This window comes from Nocardioides sp. JCM 18999 (assembly GCF_055391175.1).
Genome location: NZ_AP043887.1, coordinates 358,266 through 377,609, shown reverse-complemented (window position 1 = coordinate 377,609; position 19,344 = coordinate 358,266). Strand labels below are relative to the sequence as shown.

Below are 19,344 nucleotides of genomic sequence, written 5' to 3'. Positions count from 1 at the left end.
GATCAGTGCTCAGTGCTCGTGCTCGAGCTCGGGGATGTGCTCGAGCAGGACCCGGTGCCGGAACACCCAGTAGGACCAGGCCTGGTAGGCCACCACGATCGGGGCGAAGATCAGCGCCGTGACCGTCATGACCTTGAGCGTGTACTCGGTGGCCGAGGCGTTGTCGACGGTGAGCGAGTAGAGCTCGTTGGTGGTCGAGGGCATCACGTCGGGGAAGAGCGCGACGAACAGCCCGGTTACCGCGAACGCGATGCACAGGAACGTGCCGGTGAAGGCCCAGCCTTCGCGGCCGCCCTTGAGCGCGAGCCACGCCGTGACCAGCTCGAAGGCCGCCAGCACGAACAGGACCGCCGATCCGACGTTGCCGGTGTCGAGCTGCACCCAGGCCATGAAGACGATCGCCAGCACGGCGGTGACCACGGCCAGCCGCAGCCCGACCTCGCGGGCCATCACCCGGATGGACCCGTCGGTCTTGAGCGCCAGGTAGATCGCGCCGTGGGTGACGAAGAGGGTCAGCGTGACGAAGCCGCCGAGCAGCCCGATCGGGTTGAGCAGGGTGAACAGGTTGCCCGTGAACTCCTTGTTCTCGTCGATCGGCACACCGCGGACGATGTTGGCGAACGCCACCCCCCACAGGAACGCCGGCACCAGCGAGCCCCAGAAGATCGCCCGGTCCCACCAGCCCTTCCAGGTGGCGCCGGGCCGCTGGTGGCGGTACTCGAACGCGACACCGCGCACGATCAGCGCGAGCACGATCAGCAGCAGCGGCAGGTAGAAGCCGGAGAAGAGCGTGGCGTACCACTCGGGGAAGGCCGCGAACGTGGCGCCGCCGGCGGTGAGCAGCCAGACCTCGTTGCCGTCCCAGACCGGGCCGATGGTGTTGATGATCTGGCGCCGTTCGCGGTCGTTGCGCCCGAGGATCGGCATCAGGATGCCGACCCCCATGTCGAACCCTTCGAGGGTGAAGTACGCGACCCAGAGGAACGCGATCAGGATGAACCAGACGGTGTGGAGCTCCATGCCGAACATGTCTTGAGTCCTTCCTCAGTACGCGAATGTCATGGGGCCGTCGGACTTCTCACCGAGCTTCGGCGAGGGTGGCTCCTCGAACTCTGGAGCACCTGCCTTGACCACCTTGACCAGCAGGCCGACCTCGACGACGGCGAGGACGGCGTACAGGAGGGTCAGGCTGAGCAGCGAGATCCACGCCTCGGTCGGAGACACCCCCGGCGAGACCGCGGTCCTGGTCGTCATCAGGCCGAACACGGCCCACGGCTGACGCCCCATCTCGGTGAAGATCCAGCCGACGGAGTTGCCCAGCACGGCCATCACCGGCAGCGAGATCGCGACCGGCCCGATCCACCGCGCGGTCGGCACCCGTCCCTTGCGGGTCAGCCAGAGCAGCAGTACGCCGCCGGCGACCGAGACCGCGCCGAGGCCCATCATCCAGCGGAAGCTCCAGTAGGTGACCGGGATGATCGGTGAGTACTTCTCCGCGTAGGTGCGACTGTCCGGATCACCGCCGAACTTCTCCTGGTACTGCGCCTCGAGGTCGTTGATCCCCTCGACCTTGCCGTCGAACGTGCCCGTGGCGAGGAAGGACAGCATGCAGGGCACCTCGAGCGCCCACTTCGAGCTGCTGCCGTCGCGGGTGCCGATGGTGAGGATCGAGAACGGGGCGCACGAGTCCGAGGTCTCGTAGAGCGCCTCGGCCGCGGCCATCTTCATCGGCTGGACCTCGGTCATCACCTTCCCCTGGACGTCACCGCTGATCGCGACCCCGAGGAAGCCGATCACCGCGACCACGGCACCGAAGCGCAGGCCCCGACGGTAGAGGTTCCGGTCCTTCTCGCGGCGCCAGTAGAGCCAGCCGCAGATGCCGACGATGAACATGCCGGCCGTCAGGTAGGAGGCGAGGATGACGTGGGGGAACGTGGCCAGCTGGACCTTGTTGAACATCACCGCCCAGAAGTCGGTCAGCTCGGCCCGGTCGGTGACCTCGTTGTAGATGTAGCCCACCGGGTGCTGCATCCACGAGTTCGCCGCCAGGATGAACCAGGACGAGGCCAGCGTGCCGAGGTGCACGATCCACATGCAGCTCACGTGCAGGCCGCGCGGGAGCTTGTCCCAGCCGAAGATCCACAGCCCGAGGAAGGTCGACTCGAGGAAGAACGCGAGCAGCGCCTCGACCGCCAACGGCGCCCCGAAGATGTCCCCCACGAAGCGTGAGTAGTCGGACCAGTTCATCCCGAACTGGAACTCCTGCACGATGCCGGTCACGACACCGATGGCGAAGTTGATCAGCATGAGTTTGGCGAAGAACTTCGTGAGCCGCAGCCAGTCCTGCTTGGCCTGCGGATCTTTGCTCCGCAGCCACATCGTCTCCATCACCGCGACGAGCGCGGTCAGGCCGATCGTGAGCGGAACGAACAGGAAGTGGTAGACGGTGATGATTCCGAACTGCCATCGAGCGATGTCGAGGATGCTGTCCACGTCGAACAACATACTCCGCTGTTTGTGAAGGCGTTCACAAGGGCCGGAGCCGTGCAGTTGAGGGCGATCCGGCTGCCGTTAACCTTGTCCCCGAGATGGGGACGCTGCGCATCGCTTGGAAGGTCGCCTCCGCCGGTAAGGGCGGAGGCGGTGTCGTGCTTGCCGGGGGCGGGCTGCTCGCCCTCCTGGTCGCCGAGGCCCGGCTGGCCCGCGACCGCGTCGGGCGCGCGATCCATCCTGTCCCCGACGCCAACGGGAGCTACGGCTCCCATCGCGGCGGTCCCCCGTTGCGACTCGCGATCATCGGCGACTCCGCCGCCGCCGGCTACGGCGTGCACGAACCCGAGGAGACCCCGCCGGCCGTGATGGCCGCGCGCACCTCGGAGGCGATCGGTCGCGAGGTGCACGTGACGTCGTACGCCGTCGTGGGAGCGCGCTCGTTCGACCTGGCCACCCAGGCGGCACTGACGATCGATGACGGCGCCGACATCGCGGTGATCCTCGTCGGCGCCAACGACGTCACCCACCTGGTGCCGCACCCCCGAGCCGAGCGCTACATGCGCGATGCGGTCCTCGCCCTGCGTCGCGCCGGGATCGAGGTCATCGTCGGCACGTGTCCCGACCTCGGCACGATCAAGCCGATCCTGCCGCCGCTGCGCGACGTCGGCCGGATCCTGTCGCGCCGCCTCGCCGCCCGGCAGGCGGCCGCCGTGGTCGGCACCGGCGCCCGCACGGTGTCGCTGGGCTCGCTGCTCGGCCCCGAGTTCTACGCCGACCCGAAGAGCCTCTTCGGCCCCGACGGCTTCCACCCCTCGGCCGAGGGCTACCGCCGCGTCTCGATGGTGCTCTCGGACGCGATCGCCGCCGTCGCCGGTCCGCGCCAGCTCAGCAGCTGAACGCACAACAGCCCCCGACGACCGAAGTCGCCAGGGGCTGTTGAGGAGAACTCAGTTGTCGCTGAAGAACGCGAGGATCCGCAGCAGGTTGGTGTAGATCCAGACCAGGCTGACGGTCATGCCGAAGGCGGCACGCCACGACTCGCTCTCCGGGAGACCGGCGCGGATGCCCTGCTCGACCATGTCGAAGTCCATGATCAGCATGAAGACACCGAGCACGAGGCCGGCGACCGCGGTGAGCATGCCGAGCTGGCTGACACCGAAGAGACCGAGCTCGGCGCCGAAGAGGCTGAGCACGAGCTCCATCAGGGACAGGCCGAGCATGCCGAAGACGCACGCGATGACGATCGTGCGGAACTTCTGGCCGACCTTGATGTCGAGCACCTTGTAGGCCGCCAGGGTGCCGGCGAACGCCGCGAAGGTGCCGATCACGGCACCGGTGACGACGGTGTCGCCGTACAGGTAGTCGAAGAACTTGGACAGGCCACCGAGGGCGACGCCCTCCAGGGCAGCGAAGGCCAGGACCAGCGCCGGGCTGATGATCCGCTTGAAGCTGTTGACCATCGAGAGCGCGAACGCACCGAGGGAACCGACCGTCATCGCCAGGTACAGGGTGCTGAGGTTGGCCGTCGGGTCGCTCAGGTCCGGCGTGAGCGTCCAGGTCGCCAGGGCCGTGATGATGACAACGCCGAGGGTGAACGCGGTGCGCTGGACGACGGAGTCGATCGTCATCCGGCGGGTGTCGAGACGCGTGGGCGCGTCGGTGATCACCTGGGCGTCGCCGAAGCCGGCGTACGGCTTGCCGTTGAACCCGTCATTGTTGTTGAACACCGGGTTGTTGCTCTGCATGGTGGTCTCCTGTGAGGCCGGTTCATGAGGGGGCCGACCGGATGTCGATCCACCTGTCTCATGAGGTTGAACGCCTCATTCTGGCGCAAAGTTCCCGGGCTCGGGAGCCCGACCTGCTCAGACGGCGCTGATCAGGTTCTCCCGGACCCACTCGTGCTGGGCCTGGGCGCGGTCCGGGTCGGCCTCGACGCGCTGGGACGGCGGGACGAACTCACCCTCGACGTCGGTGACGTCCTCGACCTCGTCGGTGCGGTCGCTGATCCCTTGGAGGCCGCCGAGGACCCGGATGCCGGTCAGCGAGCTGAGCTGGAGCGCGATGACGTCGCCGTGGTCCTGGAGCATCAGGATGTGGTCACCCGCACCCTGGAAGAGACCCCGGTGGCGGTGCGGCCCGGCGTAGATCTCGACCTCGGCCTCACCGACCTCGAGTCGAGCCAGAACCGTTCCGAGCGTCCAGGTCGTGCTACTCCCCAGCACCATCAGGTGCTCCTCCTTTATTCAGCTTCCGCCACGAGTCGGTGTCGCGCCATGCTGGCGCACCTCGTCTATCGGCACTGCCGAACCTGAGAGAAGTAGTCGAACAGATATTCTGCACTCGGTGTTCGGGCTACGCGGGGAGGACCTGGGTGGTGCCCCGGGTGGGACTCGAACCCACACTGCAGCGCTTTTAAGGCGCCTTCCTCTGCCATTGGGATACCGGGGCCGGCGAGCAGGTTCAGGCTAACGACCAGGCGACGCCGTCGAGGATGTCCGACTCGGAGACGACCAGCGTCTCCACCTTCACCCGGCGCAGCACACGGCTCAGGATCAGCCCGCCGGCCGCGATCACGTCGGCACGGCCGGGGTGCATCCACCCGAGGGTGAGCCGCTCCGAGACTGTCATGCCCAGCAGCCGGTCGACGAGGGTGTGCACGTCCTCGACCGCGATCACCGCCTGGTCGATCGCCGCGCGGTCGTAGGCCTTCAGGCCGAGCACGCCGGCGGCGAGCGTGGTGATCGTGCCGGCGACCCCGACCACGGTCGCGGCCCGCGAGGGGTCGACGGGGCACTGGTCGAGGTGGGTGTCGATGTCGCGCACGCAGGCGGCGACCTGGTCCATGGTCGGCGGGTCCGAGCGCAGGTGCCGCTCGTGCAGCCGGACCGACCCGATCTGCATCGAGTGCACCGCGTTGGGCGGTGCGTCGAGCAGCGAGCCCCGGATCAGCTCGGTCGAGCCTCCGCCGATGTCGAGCACCAGCACCGGCAGGTCGGGGGTCTCGCGCAGGTTGCGGACGGCACCGTCGAAGGCGAGCGCCGCCTCCTCGGCACCGGCGACGACCTCGGGGTCGACGCCGAGCCGGGCGTGCACGCCGGCGGTGAAGATCTCGGCGTTGGCGGCGTCGCGGGTAGCCGACGTGGCCACGAAGCGGAGACGCTCGACGTCGTGGTCACGGATCACGGCGGCGTACTCGTCGATCGCGGCGAAGGCCCGCTCGAGGGCCGCCTCCCCGATCACGCCGGACTCGTCGAGGCCCTGCCCGAGGCGCACCATCCGGGCTTCCTTGAGCAGCACGTCGAGCTGGTGGCCGGACCCGCCGGACTGGTCGGACTCACCAGGGGTCAGGTCGCCGATCAGGAGCTTGATGGTGTTGGTGCCGCAGTCGATCGCGGCGACCCTCACTCCTCCACCTCGTGGTCGAGGCTGTCCAGGTCGACGCACGAGCCGGAGGACCACCACTCACCCAGGGCGTCGAGCACCTCGTCGCCCAGCGGGTTCGCGCCGCGACCCTGCGCCAGGGACTGGCCGGCCAGGACGTGCAGGCACTTCACCCGGGTCGGCATCCCGCCGGCGGAGATCCCCGCGATCTCGGGGACGTCGAGCTCGGCGGAGGCGCCGATCGCGTCGCGAGCGGCCAGGTAGGACTCGTGCGCGCGCTGGTAGGCGGCGGCGAGGTCGGCGTCCTCGGCGAGGCGCGCCTCCATCTCCTTCATCACGCCGTTGGACTCCAGCGTGGAGATCCGGGAGGTCGCCTTGGGGCAGGTCAGGTAGTAGGTCGTCGGGAACGGGGTGCCGTCGGGCAGCCGCGGTTCGGTGGTGACGACGTCGGGGAGCGAGCAGGGGCAGCGGTGCCCGATGTCATGGATCCCGCGGGGGATGCGGCCCAGCTGGGCCTCGATGGCGTCGATGTCTCGCTGGTCGATGGAGCCGGTCACAGTCTCATTCACTCATGTCATTCAGCGTCGGACAGTTTTTGCGCGGGCTGGGTCGGCTCCGCCGGCGGGTCACCGGCCAGATCGACCGAGTCCCACACCTGTGCCCACCACGGCTGGGGAGCGTCCTCGCCCACGCTGTCCGGATCACTCAGCTCGCCAGCTGGCTGGATCCGGTGGCCATTCTCGTCCAGGACGACGTACGACGTCTCCCCCGGCATCACGAAGCCGAACCGCTGCCGCGCCTGCTGCTCGACGTACGCCTTGTCCTTCCAGCGCGCCTTCTCCGACTCGAGGTCGTTGATCGAGGCCTGCTTGGCCGCGATCTCCTCCTTCATCTCGTCGATGCTGTTGCGCTGCTGGATGTAGGCCTGGAGCGAGGAGGCGAAGGAGAGCACCAGGACGGCGCAGACCAGGACGAGCACGATCGCGCGTCCGGTCAGGCGCGGGTTGGACCGCGGGTCGACCCGCTTGAGCCGAGCGGCAGCGGCGGCTGCCGCGGCTCGGGCCTCCGCAGCCCGGCGCGCGCTCCCGATCCGCCCCGGGCCGGTGCGCCCTGGCGGGCCACTGCGAGGGGAACGCTGCTCTGCCACCCGTCAATCCTCCCCCACGGGAGGACCGACGGGTGGCAGCGAAACGCGTCAGCCGTTGAAACGCGGGAACGCGGAGGCGCCGGCGTACCGTGCGGCGTCGCCGAGCTCGTCCTCGATCCGGAGGAGCTGGTTGTACTTGGCGACGCGGTCCGAGCGGGCCGGGGCACCGGTCTTGATCTGGCCACAGTTGGTCGCGACGGCGAGGTCGGCGATCGTGGTGTCCTCGGTCTCGCCGGAGCGGTGGGACATCATGTTGGTGTAGCCGGCGCGGTGCGCGAGCTCGACGGCGTCGAGGGTCTCGGTGAGCGAGCCGATCTGGTTGACCTTGACCAGCATCGAGTTGGCCTGGCCGCCCTGGATGCCGCGCTGGAGCCGCTCGACGTTGGTGACGAACAGGTCGTCGCCGACCAGCTGGGTCTTGCCACCGATCTCGTCGGTGAGGATCTTCCAGCCGTCCCAGTCCTCCTCGTTGAGGGGGTCCTCGATGGAGACGATCGGGTAGTTGGCGACGAGGTCGGCGTAGTAGGCCGACATCTCGGCGCTGGTCTTCTTCACGCCCTCGAAGACGTAGGAGCCGTCCTCGTAGAACTCGGACGCGGCGACGTCCATCGCCAGGGCGATGTCGGTGCCCAGGGTGTAGCCGGCCTTGGCGACGGCCTCGGCGATCAGGTCGAGCGCGGCACGGTTGGACTCGAGGTTGGGCGCGAAGCCACCCTCGTCACCCAGGCCGGTGGACAGACCCTTCTCCTTCAGCACGGACTTGAGCGCGTGGTAAACCTCGGCGCCGTAGCGCAGGGCCTCACGGAAGGTCGGGGCACCGATCGGGGCGATCATGAACTCCTGGACGTCGACGTTGGAGTCGGCGTGGGCGCCACCGTTGAGGATGTTCATCATCGGGACGGGCAGGACGTGGGCGTTCGGGCCGCCGACGTACCGGAAGAGCGGCAGGCCCGAGGAGTCGGCCGCGGCGCGGGCGACGGCCAGGGAGACGCCGAGGATCGCGTTGGCGCCGACGTTGGCCTTGTTGGGGGTCCCGTCGAGGTCGAGCATGGTCTGGTCGATCAGGCGCTGGTCGTCGGCGTCGAGGCCGATGATCGCCGGGGCGATGGTGCCGAGCACGGCCTCCACGGCCTGCTGCACTCCCTTGCCGCCGTACCGGGCGTCGCCGTCGCGCAGCTCGACCGCCTCGAACGCGCCGGTGGAGGCACCGGAGGGGACCATGGCACGCGCGAACGTGCCGTCTTCGAGGAGGACCTCGACCTCCACCGTGGGGTTGCCACGGGAGTCGAGGATTTCGCGGGCGCCGATAGCTTCAATCGCAGTCACGACCTGCAGCCTAACGTGCCGCCTCCCGGGCCACGGAGGGTGAGACGGGGGTCACGAAACAACGCGGACACCTATTGTCGTTACACCTACATGACTTCTGCCACGCTGACGTCCGCCGCCGAGATCTTCACCGACCGTCGCACGGTCTCGCTCTTCTCCGACGAGCCGGTCACCGACGCGGAGCTCGCCCAGGTCTGGGAGTACGCCCGCTTCACCCCGACCGCGGCCAACACCCAGCCGCTGCGCGTCCTGTTCGTCCGCACCCCGGAGGCCAAGGAGCGCCTGCTCGCGCACGTCAGCGACGGCAACAAGCCCAAGGTCGCCTCCGCCCCCGTCACCGCGATCCTGGCGTGGGACCCGGAGTACTACGAGCAGATCCCCCACGTCTTCCCGCACGCCGCCGGGCTGCGCGACACCTTCGCCAACGCTCCCGAGATCGCGGAGCCGGCGGGCAAGCTGTCGGCCGGCATCCAGATCGGCGGCTTCATCTACGCCACCCGCGCCGCCGGCCTGTGGGCCGGTCCGATGACGGGTGTCGACGCCGCCGGCATCGACGCCGAGTTCTTCGGCGAGAGCGGCTGGAAGTCGCTGGTCGTGGTCAACATCGGCCACCCCGGCGAGAACCCGTACTTCGACCGGCTCCCCCGCGTCCCCGAGGACACCGCCACTCAGTACGTCTGAGCCCGAGCCCACGCACGGCCGCTCCCCAACTTTGGGGGGCGGCCTTCGTCTTGCGCCCGACCGGTGCCGGGCGGAGGCTCAGAGCATGGCTCGATACATGGTCGAACGAACTTTTCCTGACGGCCTTCAGGTCCCCGCGAACGACGAAGGCGCCGCCACCTGCGCAGCCGTCGTCTCGGGGAACCTCGGCCACGACGTCACCTGGGTCCACTCCTACGTGTCGCCCGACAAGACCAAGACCTTCTGCATCTACGACGGCCCCTCCGAGGACGCCATCCGCGCTGCCGCGCAGACGACCGGACTGCCCGTCGACCGGATCACCGAGGTCTCGGTCCTGGACCCGTACTTCTTCCACTGACCCCTGCGAGATCAACGCTGGCGCTCGGCGCGCTTGGCGGCCTGCCAGAGCTCCTCGATCTGCTCCAGCGTGTACGGCCCGGCGGCAGCGACCGCCGGGTCGAACACGTGCGGGTTGCGGCGCCTCATCTTGCTCGCCAGCCCACCGATGACGTCGTCCATCGTGAAGGCGCCGGCCTCCTCGGCGATCGCGGCGTGGAAGTAGATCTGGAGCAGCAGGTCGCCCAGCTCCTCGGCGAGGTGGTCCCAGCTGCCGGTCTCGGTGCCCTCGGTGATCGCCTCGAGCACCTCGGCCGACTCCTCAGCGAGGTACGGCGCCAGGGACTGGTGCGTCTGGGAACCCTTCCAGGCGCAGCGCTCCCGCATGGTGCGCATCAGGTCGAGGAACTCGACCAGGCCCTCACCCGAGGCGGGCTCGCTCATCGGTGCCGTCCGTGTCAGATCGCGCCGACGTGGTGCAGCAGCTGGCGCAGCAGGGAGGCGCGTCCGCCCTCGAGCTCGTCGGCGAACGCGTCCGAGACCGCTTCGGCCGGCGTCACCCAGGTGATCTCCAGGGCGTCCTGACGCGGGTGGCACTCCCCGGTCACCGGCACCACGAACGCCAGCGCGACCGCGTGCTGACGCGGGTCGTGGAAACGGTCGGTGGGCCACGGGAAGTACTCCGCGACGGCGGCCGGGACGATCGTGGTCGGCAGCACCGGGAACGCGGTCGGACCGAGGTCCTTCTCCAGGTTGCGCATCAGCGCGTCCCGGACCTGCTCGCCGTGCAGCACCCGACCCGAGACCAGGGACCGAGCGATCAGGCCGGTCGTCGACGAGCCGCGCAGCAGCAGGCCGACCGAGACCACCCGGCCACCCGCATCGACCCGGACCGGCAGCGCCTCGACGTAGAGCATCGGCACCCGGCCGCGGGTGGCGGCGAGGTCCTCCTCGCTCATCCAGCCCGGCTGCGGCTCCTCGCTCTGCTCGGGGGTCCACTCTTCGCCGAACTCGTCTCCGAAGGCTTCCATCGTCACAGCGCTGACCTTATCCGTCAGGCCTCGACCGCAGGGTCGATGACACTGTCGATCACGAGCCTGGCCCACTCCAGCAGCGCGATCCCGTCCAACGGCTTGGCCGGGAACCCGTTCGAGACCGGCCGGGGCACCAGGATCGTGTCGACGGAGTTCTTGATCAGGCTCTTGGGATAGAGCCGCTGCAGCCGCACCTGGCGGCTCTCGGGCAGCACGACGGGTGAGAACCGGACGTTCTTGCCCGCGATCGTGACCTCGGAGATCCCGGCCGCCCGGGCACGGGCGCGGAACCGCGCGACCAGCAGCAGCGAGAGGACGACGATCGGCAGGTCGCCGTACCGGTCCTTGAGCTCCTCCTCGATCGCGTCGACGTCGGCGTCGGCGCGGACCTCGGCGAGGCGCTTGTAGATCTCGAGCCGCAGCCGCTCGGTGCCGATGTAGTCGTGCGGCAGGTGCGCGTCGACCGGCAGCTCGATCCGGACCTCGTTGAGGTCGGGGGCGTCCTCGCCCTTGAAGTCGGCCACGGCCTCGCCGACGAGGCGGACGTAGAGGTCGAAGCCGACGTCGGCGATGTGCCCGGACTGCTGGCCGCCGAGCAGGTTGCCGGCGCCGCGGATCTCGAGGTCCTTCATCGCGATCGCCATGCCGCCGCCGAGGTCGGAGTGCTGGGCGAGGGTCGCGAGCCGCTCGTGGGCGGTCTCGGTGAGCGGCTTCTCGGACGGGTAGAGGAAGTAGGCGTAGGCCCGCTCACGGCTCCGTCCGACGCGGCCACGGAGCTGGTGCAGCTGGGAGAGGCCGAGGGTGTCGGCCCGCTCGATCAGCATCGTGTTGGCGTTGGAGACGTCGAGGCCCGACTCGACCAATGTGGTGCAGACCAGCACGTCGAAGCGCCTCTCCCAGAAGTCGAGCATCACCTGCTCGAGCTGTTTCTCGTTCATCTGGCCGTGCGCGGTGGCGACCCGGGCCTCGGGCACCAGCTCCCGGATCTTCGCGGCCGCACGCTCGATCGAGTCGACCCGGTTGTGGATGTAGAAGACCTGGCCCTCGCGCAGCAGCTCGCGGCGGATCGCGGCGATCACGGTGCGCTCCTCGAAGCCGCCGACGTAGGTGAGCACCGGGTGCCGCTCCTCCGGCGGGGTGGTGATCGTCGACATCTCCCGGATGCCGGTGATCGCCATCTCGAGCGTGCGCGGGATCGGGGTGGCGGACATGCTCAGGACGTCCACGGCCGTCCGCATCCGCTTGAGCTGCTCCTTGTGCTCGACGCCGAAGCGCTGCTCCTCGTCGACGATGATCAGGCCGAGGTCCTTGAACCGGACGTCGGGGTTGAGCAGCCGGTGCGTGCCGACCACGATGTCGACCGAGCCGTCGGCCATCCCCTCCATGATCTCCTTGGACTCTTTGGCGGTCTGGAACCGACTCAGGCCCTTGAGGGTCACCGGGAAGGCGTTCATCCGCTCCATGAAGGTGGACAGGTGCTGGGTGACGAGCAGCGTCGTCGGGACGAGGACGGCGACCTGCTTGCCGTCCTGTACGGCCTTGAACGCGGCGCGCACGGCGATCTCGGTCTTGCCGTAGCCGACGTCGCCGCAGATCAGGCGGTCCATCGGCATCGAGCGCCGCATGTCCTCCTTGACCTCGTCGACGGTCGAGAGCTGGTCGGGCGTCTCCGTGTAGGGGAAGGCGTCCTCGAGCTCGCGCTGCCACGGGGTGTCGGGGCCGAAGGCGTGCCCCTTCGTCGCCTGCCGGGCGGCGTAGAGCTTGATCAGCTCCGCAGCGATCTCCTTGACCGCCTTCTTGGCCTTGGCCTTCCGCTTCGACCAGTCGGCGCCACCGAGCCGGTCGAGGCTGGGCGACTCGCCGCCGACGTAGCGCGTGACCTGGTCGAGCGCGTCGGCCGGGACGTAGAGCCGGTCCGGCGGGCCGCCCTTCTTGGAGGCGCCGTACTCGACGACGAGGTACTCGCGGGTGGCCCCGCCGACCTCGCGCTGCTTCATCTCCACGAAGCGCCCCACCCCGTGCTGCTCGTGCACCACGAAGTCCCCGGGCTTGAGCTCGAGCGGGTCGATCTGACGCTTGCGTCGGGCCGGCATCCGGCCCATGTCGCGGGTCGAGGACTTCTGCCCGCTGATGTCCTCACCGGTGAGCACCGCGAGCTGCGCGGTCTCGTCGGTGAACCCGGTGTCCAGGGTGCCGATCAGGACGTTGACCACGTCGCGGGTGAGCAGTCCGTCGGTGACCAGGCGGGCCGGGACGTCGTGCTCGGCCAGCACCTCGATCGTGCGGGCCGCCGGGCCGTGCGCGGGCTGGACGACGACGGTGCGGTAGCCGGCCAAGCGCCAGTGGTCGAGGTCACGGACGGCCTTCTCGACCTCACCGCGGTAGGGCTCGACCGCCTGCGCCTCCAAGGTGCGGACCGGCACGCCGGCGATGGTCGCGTCGGCGAGCGCCGCGGCCTCCTCGTCCATGCCGAACGGACTCGTGGACCACCAGCTGAGGCCTCCGCCGAGGATCCGTTCCCGGACGTCGCCGAGATCCCAGTACGACGCCTTGGCAGCGAGCTTGGTCAGGTCGATCGGCGCCTGTCCGCCGGAGGCGGCGCTGGCCCAGCTGGCGCCGAGGAACTCCTCACTGGTGGCGACGAGGTCGTGCGCGCGGCGCCTTACCCGCTCGGGGTCGAGGACCAGGACGTGACCGGTGGAGGGCAGCAGGTCGACCAGGAGCTCCATGTCGTCGACCAGGGCGGGGGCGAGCGACTCCATCCCCTCCACCGCGATGCCGTTGCTCATCTTGTCGGTCAGCTCGAGCAGCTGCGGGTGGGTGCGGCCGAGCTCGGCGGCGCGCTCGCGCACCTGCGGGGTGAGCAGGAGCTCGCGGCACGGCGGCGCCCAGAGGCGCTCGCGGGGCTCGAGGGCGCGCTGGTCGGCGACGGCGAAGGAGCGGATCTCCTCGACCTCGTCGCCCCAGAACTCGATCCGGAGCGGGTGCTCCTCGGTCGGCGGGAAGACGTCGACGATGCCACCGCGGACGGCGAACTCGCCGCGGCGCTCGACCAGGTCGACCCGGCTGTAGGCGGCGTCGGCGAGGCGCTGGACGATGTCGTCGAGGGCGACGGTCTGGCCGGGCACGACGGCGACCGGCTCGAGGTCGCCGAGCCCCTTCACCTGGGGCTGCAGCACCGAGCGGATCGGGGCGACGACGACCTGCAGCGGATCACCCTCGGGGTGGACCAGCTCGCGCAGCACCGCCAGACGGCGCCCCACGGTGTCGCTGCGGGGGCTGAGGCGTTCGTGCGGCAGCGTCTCCCAGCTCGGGAAGTAACCGGTCCGGATCCCCAGCCCGAGCAGGACCGCGGTCAGGTCCTCGGCCTCACGGCTGGTCGCGGTCACGGCCAGGACGGTCGCGCCGCGTTCGACGAGCCCGGTGACCAGGAACGGACGCAGCGCCGGCGGGCCGGTGACGTCGAGCGTCGCGAACTCCTCGGACAGGACGCTCTGGAGCGATCCCATGGCGGCTTGGGCGAGTGAGTGCACTCCGGCTCCTGACATGACGAGCGCCCCCGCACCGGATGGCGAGGGGGTGGGCTCAGTCTACGGTGGCTCCGTGATGCGTCGGCTGGCCGTGGCCCTGGGGGTGGTGACCGTGCTCGTCGCCGGTTGCGGCGGGCAGACGGCGACTACGCCGGCTCCCTCACCGACGCCGAGCCTGACCCCGACCCTGAGGCCGACCCCGTCGCCGACCCCGACGCCGACCCCGGTCGCGGGGAGCACTCCCCCGGCGTGGCTGGGCACCCGGGTCCTCCCGGTCGATGCCGACGGCGTCGTACCGCCGCAGGAGACGCCGCCCGAGCTGGTGAACCGGGCCTTCACGCTGCCCGACGTGCTGCCGCCCCTGCCGGGCGACGGGTTCGCCTCCCGGATCACCGCACCGGCGCCGGCCGACGTGATCGCCCGCTCGACGTGGGTGCCCGCGTGCCCGGTCGGCGCGACGGACCTGGCGTGGGTGCGGCTGACCTTCCGCGGCTTCGACGGCGCCCGGCACACCGGCGAGCTCCTCCTCGCCCGCAGCCAGGCCCGCACCATCGTCCGGGCGTTCCACACCCTGTGGGACCTGGACTTCCCGATCGAGCAGATGCACATCACCACGCAGGCCGAGGCTGCGGCGCCGCCGACCGGGGACGGCAACAACACCGAGTCGTTCAACTGTCGCCCGGTGGTGGGCTCGACCGTCTGGTCGCAGCACTCCTACGGCCTCGCGGTCGATCTCGACCCGTTCCAGAACCCGTACGTCCGCGGCTCCGGAGCCGACGAGGTCGTCCTGCCCGAGCTGGCCCGCTCCTACCTCGACCGCACCCACCTGCGGCCCGGGATGATCCCCGCCGCCTCCGCCGTGGTCCGTGCTTTCAGCGCGGTCGGCTGGCACTGGGGCGGCTCCTGGCGCTCGCTCAAGGACTACCAGCACTTCTCCCTGCGCAACCGCTGACGTGAACTTGGGGAAAGTAACCCGAAGAGTGCGGTGAACTTGAGGAAAGTAACGAGCGCCGCTCGTTACTTTCCTCAAGTTCACCGGGTTTCGGGGGTTACTTTCCCCAAGCTCACCGTCAGCTGGCGCGGTCGGCGTAGGTCTGCGCAGCGGCGTACACCTGCTGCACGTACTCCTGGGAGTGGTTGTAGGAGAAGATCGCGGCCGACCAGGTGGTGCCGTTGTTCAGCGCGCCGGAGTGGCAGAGGTAGTTCGCCGCGGCCAGGGCGGCGTCGTTGATGTTCTGCGGGTCGGCGGTGCCGTCGGCGTTGGCGTCGGCGCCCCAGCGCTCCCAGGTCGAGGGGATGAACTGCATCGGGCCGTAGGCCCGGTCCAGGTCGCCGAGCGGGATGCCGGTGATCGGCGAGGAGGGCAGTCCACCGGGCTCGAGGGTGCGGCCGTCGATGGTGCCGTGGTGCGACTCGACCCAGCCGATGCCGGCCAGGGTCGTCCACCCGAGGTGGCACGAGGCCGGGGCCGCCAGCTGGGCCGAGGCGTAGGCGCCGATCGCGACCGCGGGGATGCCGGTGCGCTTCGACATCTTCGCGACCCAGCGCGGGTCGACCGTCGTGGCTGCGTCAGGAGCCGGCGAGGCGACCGCGTCCTGCGGCGCCGTGGACAGGGTCGGCGGCACGACCTCCATCGACACACCCGCCTCCAGCGGCCGCTCCGGCTGGAGCGCGAGGATGGCGACGTACCCGAGGGCGAGCAACGCGAACAGGGCCGACGCCACGACGGCGCCGACCCTGAGCGAAGACGGAGCCGTCGACTGCGAGGTCACGCTGCGAGGCTAACCGCGTGGCGGTGGATCATCCGAAACGACCGTGGACGTAGTCCGCGGTCCGCTGGTCCTGCGGGTTCTCGAACATCGCCCGGGTGTCACCGTGCTCGACGATGCCGCCCGGGGTGTTGTGCGAGGCCAGGAAGAACGCGGTCTTGTCCGAGACCCGCGCGGCCTGCTGCATGTTGTGGGTGACGATGACGATGGTGACCTCCTGGGCCAGCTCCTTCATCGTCTCCTCGATCACGCGGGTCGAGGTCGGGTCGAGCGCCGAGCAGGGCTCGTCCATCAGCAGCACGCGGGGCTTGATCGCCATCGACCGGGCGATGCAGAGGCGCTGCTGCTGACCACCGGAGAGGCCGCCGCCGGGGGCGTCGAGACGGTCCTTGACCTCGTTCCACAGGCCACCGAGGCGGAGGCAGCGCTCGACGAGCTCCTCCTTCTCGGACTTGCTCGCCTTCTTGCCGGTCAGCTTGAGCCCGGCCAGCACGTTGTCACGGATGCTCATCGCCGGGAACGGGTTGGGCTTCTGGAAGACCATCCCGATGTCGCGACGGGCGTCGGTGAGCTTCTTCTCGGGGGCGTAGATGTCCTCCCCGTCGAGCAGCACCTGACCGCCGAGCTGGGCGCTCGGCACCAGCTCGTGCATCCGGTTGAGCGTGCGCAGGAAGGTGGACTTGCCGCAGCCCGACGGGCCGATCAGCGCGGTGATCTCGCCGGCGGCCATGGTCAGGTTGACCCGGTCCAGGACGAGGCGCTCGCCGAACCAGCACGAGACGTCGACGGCCTCGATCGTGGCCAGGCCGGTGCCGCTCGGCGCCTGGCTCGGGCGTACGACGTCGTCGGCGATGGGGATCGCGATGGTCTGGTCGCTCACAGGAGTGTCCTTTAGTGCAGTAACTCTGGTCATCATGTGCTGCTTGAGGTCTTTCGAAGTGTAAGCGGTGGGTGGCCACCCGAGTGGCCACCCACCGTCATGCTGAGCGGATCAGGCCGCGCAGGCCGCGGTCTTGGCAGCCTGGGCCGCCTCGTTCGCCGCGACCGCCTGGGCCTTCGCCGTGGTGGCGTTGGTCTGGGCCGTCTTGGCCTTGGCCGCAGCGGCAGCAGCGTTGGCCGCAGCGGTCTTGGCCTTGGCCGCCACACCCTTGGCCGTGGTCAGCGCCTTGGTCCGGGTGGTGACGAGCTTCTTCGCCTTCTTCTTGGCCGCGCCCTTGGCCTTCTTGAGCGCCTTCTTGGCCTTGGTCAGGGCGGTGGTGGCGCTCTTGACCTTGGTGTCGGCCGTGACCTTCGAGCCCGCGGCGGTCTTGGCGGCCGCGGCCGCCTTGGTGTTCGCCGTGGTCGCGGTGGTGAGGGCGTTGGTGCGGGTGACCACCGCGGCGGCAGCAGCCGTCGCAGCCTCGGTCTTGGTCAGGCAGTCCTGGGTCGGACCACCGGTGACCGTCACCGCCGGAGCGTTCGCCTTCGACACGGCGAAGCTCCACGCCGAGCTCGGGACGAACTTGGCGGTGTAGGTGTGCGCACCGGCCGTGGCGCCGAAGCTCGCCGACGCGGAGCCGTTCGTGACCGTGCCGGAGCCGACCTTGGTCGAGCCCTCGAAGAACGAGACCGTGCCGGCCGCGCTGGAGGGAGTCACCGTCGCGGTGGCGGTGACGGTGCCACCGTCAGCAGCGGCGGAGGCCACGACGGAGCTGGTCGCCGGGGCGGCCAAGGCGGCCGTGGTGACCAGGTTGGCGACCGGGACGTTGGCCGACGCGGTCTCACCGCAGACACCACCGTGGTCGGGGTCGGCCAGCTGGCTCAGCCCACCATCGGTGATGGCCTGCGTCGCGGCGGGCGAGCAGAGGAAGTCGGTGAACGCGGCCAGGTCGGGGCGGGTCACGTCAGCGGCACGAAGCACCGTGTAGACGGCACGCTTCTCGTCCATCCCACCGAGGATCTTGATCCCCGACGCGTTCGGCAGCGAAGCACGGCCGATCGAGAACGGCGCGATCGCGTAGGCATCGGCCGCGATCGGAGCCGGGTCGTGCTCCTGCGTCGACTGGTTGGCCAGGTTGGTCTTGTAGTCCGGGAGGCTGTTGTTGCCCGTGTAGGACTTCAAGATGTTCTGGAAGAAGTCGTGCGTGCCACCCGAAGCCGGACCGAGCTTCACGATCGCGTGGTCACCCAGCGCGGCGTCGATCTGGTTCCAGTTCGTCGTCACACCCGTGAAGATGTTCGCGATCTGGGTCGACGTCAGGGTCAGGCCGGCCAGCGGGCCACCCGCCTTGACCGCCACACCGAGGTGGTCCATCGCGAACGGGATGTTCACCACGGTCGCGTTGCTGATCGAGTCCGTCCGGTACCCCGAGGACCGAGCGAAGTCGACGGCCGGGTTGATCAGCGCCGCAACACCGTCACCCGAACCCTTCGGCCGCGACAACGCCGGCGAACCCGCCGGCAACGGCAGGTTGTCAGCCGTGGGCAGACCCGCGAACGAGACCACCTTGGCACCGTTGGTGAGGTCGGTGTTCCAGACCTTCGCGGCGTTGTTGACCGAGATCATCGTGGTGTCCGAACCCACACCGACCAGGTCGGCGGAGACGGCGTTGACCGGGGTGTCGAACTCCGAACCCACGAAGGGCGAGAGCACCAGGTTGGCGACCGGGACGTTGGCCGACGCGGTCTCACCGCAGACACCACCGTGGTCGGGGTCGGCCAGCTGGTCGAGGCCACCGGCCTTGATCGCCGCGTCAGCGGCGGGCGAGCAGAGGAAGTCGGTGAACGCGGCCAGGTCGGGGCGGGTCACGTCAGCGGCACGAAGCACCGTGTAGACGGCACGCTTCTCGTCCATCCCACCGAGGATCTTGATCCCCGACGCGTTCGGCAGCGAAGCACGGCCGATCGAGAACGGCGCGATCGCGTAGGCATCGGCCGCGATCGGAGCCGGGTCGTGCTCCTGCGTCGACTGGTTGGCCAGGTTGGTCTTGTAGTCCGGGAGGCTGTTGTTGCCCGTGTAGGACTTCAAGATGTTCTGGAAGAAGTCGTGCGTGCCACCCGAAGCCGGACCGAGCTTCACGATCGCGTGGTCACCCAGCGCGGCGTCGATCTGGTTCCAGTTCGTCGTCACACCCGTGAAGATGTTCGCGATCTGGGTCGACGTCAGGGTCAGGCCGGCCAGCGGGCCACCCGCCTTGACCGCCACACCGAGGTGGTCCATCGCGAACGGGATGTTCACCACGGTCGCGTTGCTGATCGAGTCCGTCCGGTACCCCGAGGACCGAGCGAAGTCGACGGCCGGGTTGATCAGCGCCGCAACACCGTCACCCGAACCCTTCGGCCGCGACAACGCCGGCGAACCCGCCGGCAACGGCAGGTCGTCGGCCGTGGGCAGACCGGCGAAGGTCGCGATCTTGGCGGTGTTGGCCGGGTCGGCGTTCCACACCTTCGCCACGTTGGCGACCGAGATCATCGTGGTGTCCGAACCCACACCGATCAGGTCGGCCGAGACGGGTGCAGCGACGCTGTCGTACTCGCTGGCGACGTACGGCGCCGCCATGGCGGGTGCGGCGGTGGCAGCGATGCCGGTGGCCGCGACGGCGAGCCCGACGGCTGCCGTGATGGACTTGCGTGCAAACATTTCTGTGTTCGCTTCCTCTAGATGTCTG

18 protein-coding genes and 1 tRNA gene are annotated in these 19,344 nt (G+C 69.4%); 4 read left to right on the top strand and 15 right to left on the bottom strand.

The window, feature by feature from the left end; all coding sequences use genetic code 11:
• Positions 1 to 9 precede the first annotated feature (9 nt).
• Both cydB and ACZ5J1_RS01770 read right to left on the bottom strand, forming a co-directional pair.
• Positions 10 to 1,029 (bottom strand): cytochrome d ubiquinol oxidase subunit II, encoded by a 1,020-nt coding sequence (cydB, locus tag ACZ5J1_RS01775; protein WP_464561940.1) that lies wholly within the window; start codon positions 1,027 to 1,029, stop codon positions 10 to 12.
• A gap of 15 nt (positions 1,030 to 1,044) precedes the next feature.
• Positions 1,045 to 2,493 (bottom strand): cytochrome ubiquinol oxidase subunit I, encoded by a 1,449-nt coding sequence (locus tag ACZ5J1_RS01770; RefSeq protein WP_464561938.1) that lies wholly within the window; start codon positions 2,491 to 2,493, stop codon positions 1,045 to 1,047.
• A gap of 95 nt (positions 2,494 to 2,588) precedes the next feature.
• Between ACZ5J1_RS01770 and ACZ5J1_RS01765 the strand changes: the two genes are divergently transcribed.
• Positions 2,589 to 3,389 carry an SGNH/GDSL hydrolase family protein gene (locus ACZ5J1_RS01765; RefSeq protein WP_464561937.1) on the top strand — a complete coding sequence of 267 codons (801 nt, stop codon included), beginning with the start codon at positions 2,589 to 2,591 and terminating at the stop codon, positions 3,387 to 3,389.
• A gap of 51 nt (positions 3,390 to 3,440) precedes the next feature.
• Here ACZ5J1_RS01765 and ACZ5J1_RS01760 read toward each other — a convergent pair whose 3' ends face one another.
• The 7 genes from ACZ5J1_RS01760 to eno form a co-directional block, all read right to left on the bottom strand.
• A complete protein-coding gene (locus ACZ5J1_RS01760; protein ID WP_464561935.1) occupies positions 3,441 to 4,238 on the bottom strand; it encodes a Bax inhibitor-1/YccA family protein in 798 nt (265 codons plus the stop codon).
• A 117-nt stretch (positions 4,239 to 4,355) separates the two neighbouring features.
• A complete protein-coding gene (locus ACZ5J1_RS01755; protein ID WP_464561934.1) occupies positions 4,356 to 4,718 on the bottom strand; it encodes a hypothetical protein in 363 nt (120 codons plus the stop codon).
• A gap of 147 nt (positions 4,719 to 4,865) precedes the next feature.
• Positions 4,866 to 4,941, bottom strand: a tRNA-Leu gene (locus tag ACZ5J1_RS01750).
• Positions 4,942 to 4,953: 12 nt separating this feature from the next.
• Complete coding sequence (locus ACZ5J1_RS01745) at positions 4,954 to 5,898, bottom strand: Ppx/GppA phosphatase family protein (RefSeq protein ID WP_464561933.1); 945 nt, start codon at positions 5,896 to 5,898, stop codon at positions 4,954 to 4,956.
• On the bottom strand, positions 5,895 to 6,431 hold the full coding sequence (locus ACZ5J1_RS01740; protein ID WP_464564679.1) for a DUF501 domain-containing protein: 537 nt from the start codon (positions 6,429 to 6,431) through the stop codon (positions 5,895 to 5,897). The genes ACZ5J1_RS01745 and ACZ5J1_RS01740 overlap by 4 nt, the downstream gene beginning before the upstream one ends.
• Before the next feature lie 17 nt (positions 6,432 to 6,448).
• The gene (locus tag ACZ5J1_RS01735; protein WP_464561931.1) at positions 6,449 to 7,021 is read right to left on the bottom strand and encodes an FtsB family cell division protein; all 573 of its coding nucleotides are present in this window, start codon (positions 7,019 to 7,021) and stop codon (positions 6,449 to 6,451) included.
• Positions 7,022 to 7,069: 48 nt separating this feature from the next.
• Complete coding sequence (gene eno, locus ACZ5J1_RS01730) at positions 7,070 to 8,347, bottom strand: phosphopyruvate hydratase (protein ID WP_464561930.1); 1,278 nt, start codon at positions 8,345 to 8,347, stop codon at positions 7,070 to 7,072.
• A gap of 90 nt (positions 8,348 to 8,437) precedes the next feature.
• Here eno and ACZ5J1_RS01725 point away from each other — a divergent pair, with 90 nt between their 5' ends.
• Complete coding sequence (locus ACZ5J1_RS01725) at positions 8,438 to 9,028, top strand: malonic semialdehyde reductase (protein WP_464561928.1); 591 nt, start codon at positions 8,438 to 8,440, stop codon at positions 9,026 to 9,028.
• Between the two features lie 85 nt (positions 9,029 to 9,113).
• Entirely contained in the window at positions 9,114 to 9,386 is a 273-nt protein-coding gene (locus ACZ5J1_RS01720; protein WP_464561927.1) for a DUF4242 domain-containing protein, read from the top strand.
• Between the two features lie 11 nt (positions 9,387 to 9,397).
• On the opposite strand, the gene ACZ5J1_RS01715 is transcribed toward ACZ5J1_RS01720, so the two are convergent.
• From ACZ5J1_RS01715 to mfd, 3 genes are read right to left on the bottom strand one after another with little or no spacing between them, the layout of a single operon-like run.
• Positions 9,398 to 9,808, bottom strand: coding sequence for a MazG nucleotide pyrophosphohydrolase domain-containing protein (locus ACZ5J1_RS01715; RefSeq protein WP_464561925.1), 411 nt, complete (start codon positions 9,806 to 9,808; stop codon positions 9,398 to 9,400).
• 14 nt (positions 9,809 to 9,822) lie between these two features.
• The gene (locus tag ACZ5J1_RS01710) at positions 9,823 to 10,395 is read right to left on the bottom strand and encodes a DUF4916 domain-containing protein (RefSeq protein ID WP_464564677.1); all 573 of its coding nucleotides are present in this window, start codon (positions 10,393 to 10,395) and stop codon (positions 9,823 to 9,825) included.
• A gap of 23 nt (positions 10,396 to 10,418) precedes the next feature.
• The gene (mfd, locus tag ACZ5J1_RS01705) at positions 10,419 to 13,907 is read right to left on the bottom strand and encodes a transcription-repair coupling factor (protein WP_464564675.1); all 3,489 of its coding nucleotides are present in this window, start codon (positions 13,905 to 13,907) and stop codon (positions 10,419 to 10,421) included.
• A 97-nt stretch (positions 13,908 to 14,004) separates the two neighbouring features.
• Between mfd and ACZ5J1_RS01700 the strand changes: the two genes are divergently transcribed.
• Positions 14,005 to 14,880, top strand: coding sequence for a M15 family metallopeptidase (locus tag ACZ5J1_RS01700; protein WP_464564673.1), 876 nt, complete (start codon positions 14,005 to 14,007; stop codon positions 14,878 to 14,880).
• Positions 14,881 to 14,998: 118 nt separating this feature from the next.
• Here the strand turns inward: ACZ5J1_RS01700 and ACZ5J1_RS01695 are convergent, their stop codons facing one another.
• From ACZ5J1_RS01695 to ACZ5J1_RS01685, 3 genes are all read right to left on the bottom strand, one after another.
• The gene (locus tag ACZ5J1_RS01695) at positions 14,999 to 15,700 is read right to left on the bottom strand and encodes a lytic transglycosylase domain-containing protein (RefSeq protein WP_464561923.1); all 702 of its coding nucleotides are present in this window, start codon (positions 15,698 to 15,700) and stop codon (positions 14,999 to 15,001) included.
• Between the two features lie 28 nt (positions 15,701 to 15,728).
• Positions 15,729 to 16,577, bottom strand: a complete 849-nt coding sequence (locus tag ACZ5J1_RS01690; RefSeq protein WP_464561922.1) for a phosphate ABC transporter ATP-binding protein — start codon at positions 16,575 to 16,577, stop codon at positions 15,729 to 15,731.
• 111 nt (positions 16,578 to 16,688) lie between these two features.
• Positions 16,689 to 19,316, bottom strand: a complete 2,628-nt coding sequence (locus tag ACZ5J1_RS01685) for an Ig-like domain repeat protein (protein WP_464561920.1) — start codon at positions 19,314 to 19,316, stop codon at positions 16,689 to 16,691.
• Positions 19,317 to 19,344: the final 28 nt, after the last annotated feature.

Excerpts from the sequence above, each read along its gene's own strand:
- mfd (WP_464564675.1), bottom strand. The coding sequence starts at position 13,907 with ATGGGATCGCTCCAGAGCGTCCTGTCCGAGGAGTTCGCGACGCTCGAC.
- ACZ5J1_RS01720 (WP_464561927.1), top strand. The coding sequence starts at position 9,114 with ATGGCTCGATACATGGTCGAACGAACTTTTCCTGACGGCCTTCAGGTC.
- ACZ5J1_RS01710 (WP_464564677.1), bottom strand. The coding sequence starts at position 10,395 with ATGGAAGCCTTCGGAGACGAGTTCGGCGAAGAGTGGACCCCCGAGCAG.
- cydB (WP_464561940.1), bottom strand. The coding sequence starts at position 1,029 with ATGTTCGGCATGGAGCTCCACACCGTCTGGTTCATCCTGATCGCGTTC.
- ACZ5J1_RS01685 (WP_464561920.1), bottom strand. The coding sequence starts at position 19,316 with ATGTTTGCACGCAAGTCCATCACGGCAGCCGTCGGGCTCGCCGTCGCG.
- ACZ5J1_RS01760 (WP_464561935.1), bottom strand. The coding sequence starts at position 4,238 with ATGCAGAGCAACAACCCGGTGTTCAACAACAATGACGGGTTCAACGGC.
- ACZ5J1_RS01715 (WP_464561925.1), bottom strand. The coding sequence starts at position 9,808 with ATGAGCGAGCCCGCCTCGGGTGAGGGCCTGGTCGAGTTCCTCGACCTG.
- ACZ5J1_RS01765 (WP_464561937.1), top strand. The coding sequence starts at position 2,589 with ATGGGGACGCTGCGCATCGCTTGGAAGGTCGCCTCCGCCGGTAAGGGC.
- ACZ5J1_RS01755 (WP_464561934.1), bottom strand. The coding sequence starts at position 4,718 with ATGGTGCTGGGGAGTAGCACGACCTGGACGCTCGGAACGGTTCTGGCT.
- ACZ5J1_RS01700 (WP_464564673.1), top strand. The coding sequence starts at position 14,005 with ATGCGTCGGCTGGCCGTGGCCCTGGGGGTGGTGACCGTGCTCGTCGCC.
- ACZ5J1_RS01725 (WP_464561928.1), top strand. The coding sequence starts at position 8,438 with ATGACTTCTGCCACGCTGACGTCCGCCGCCGAGATCTTCACCGACCGT.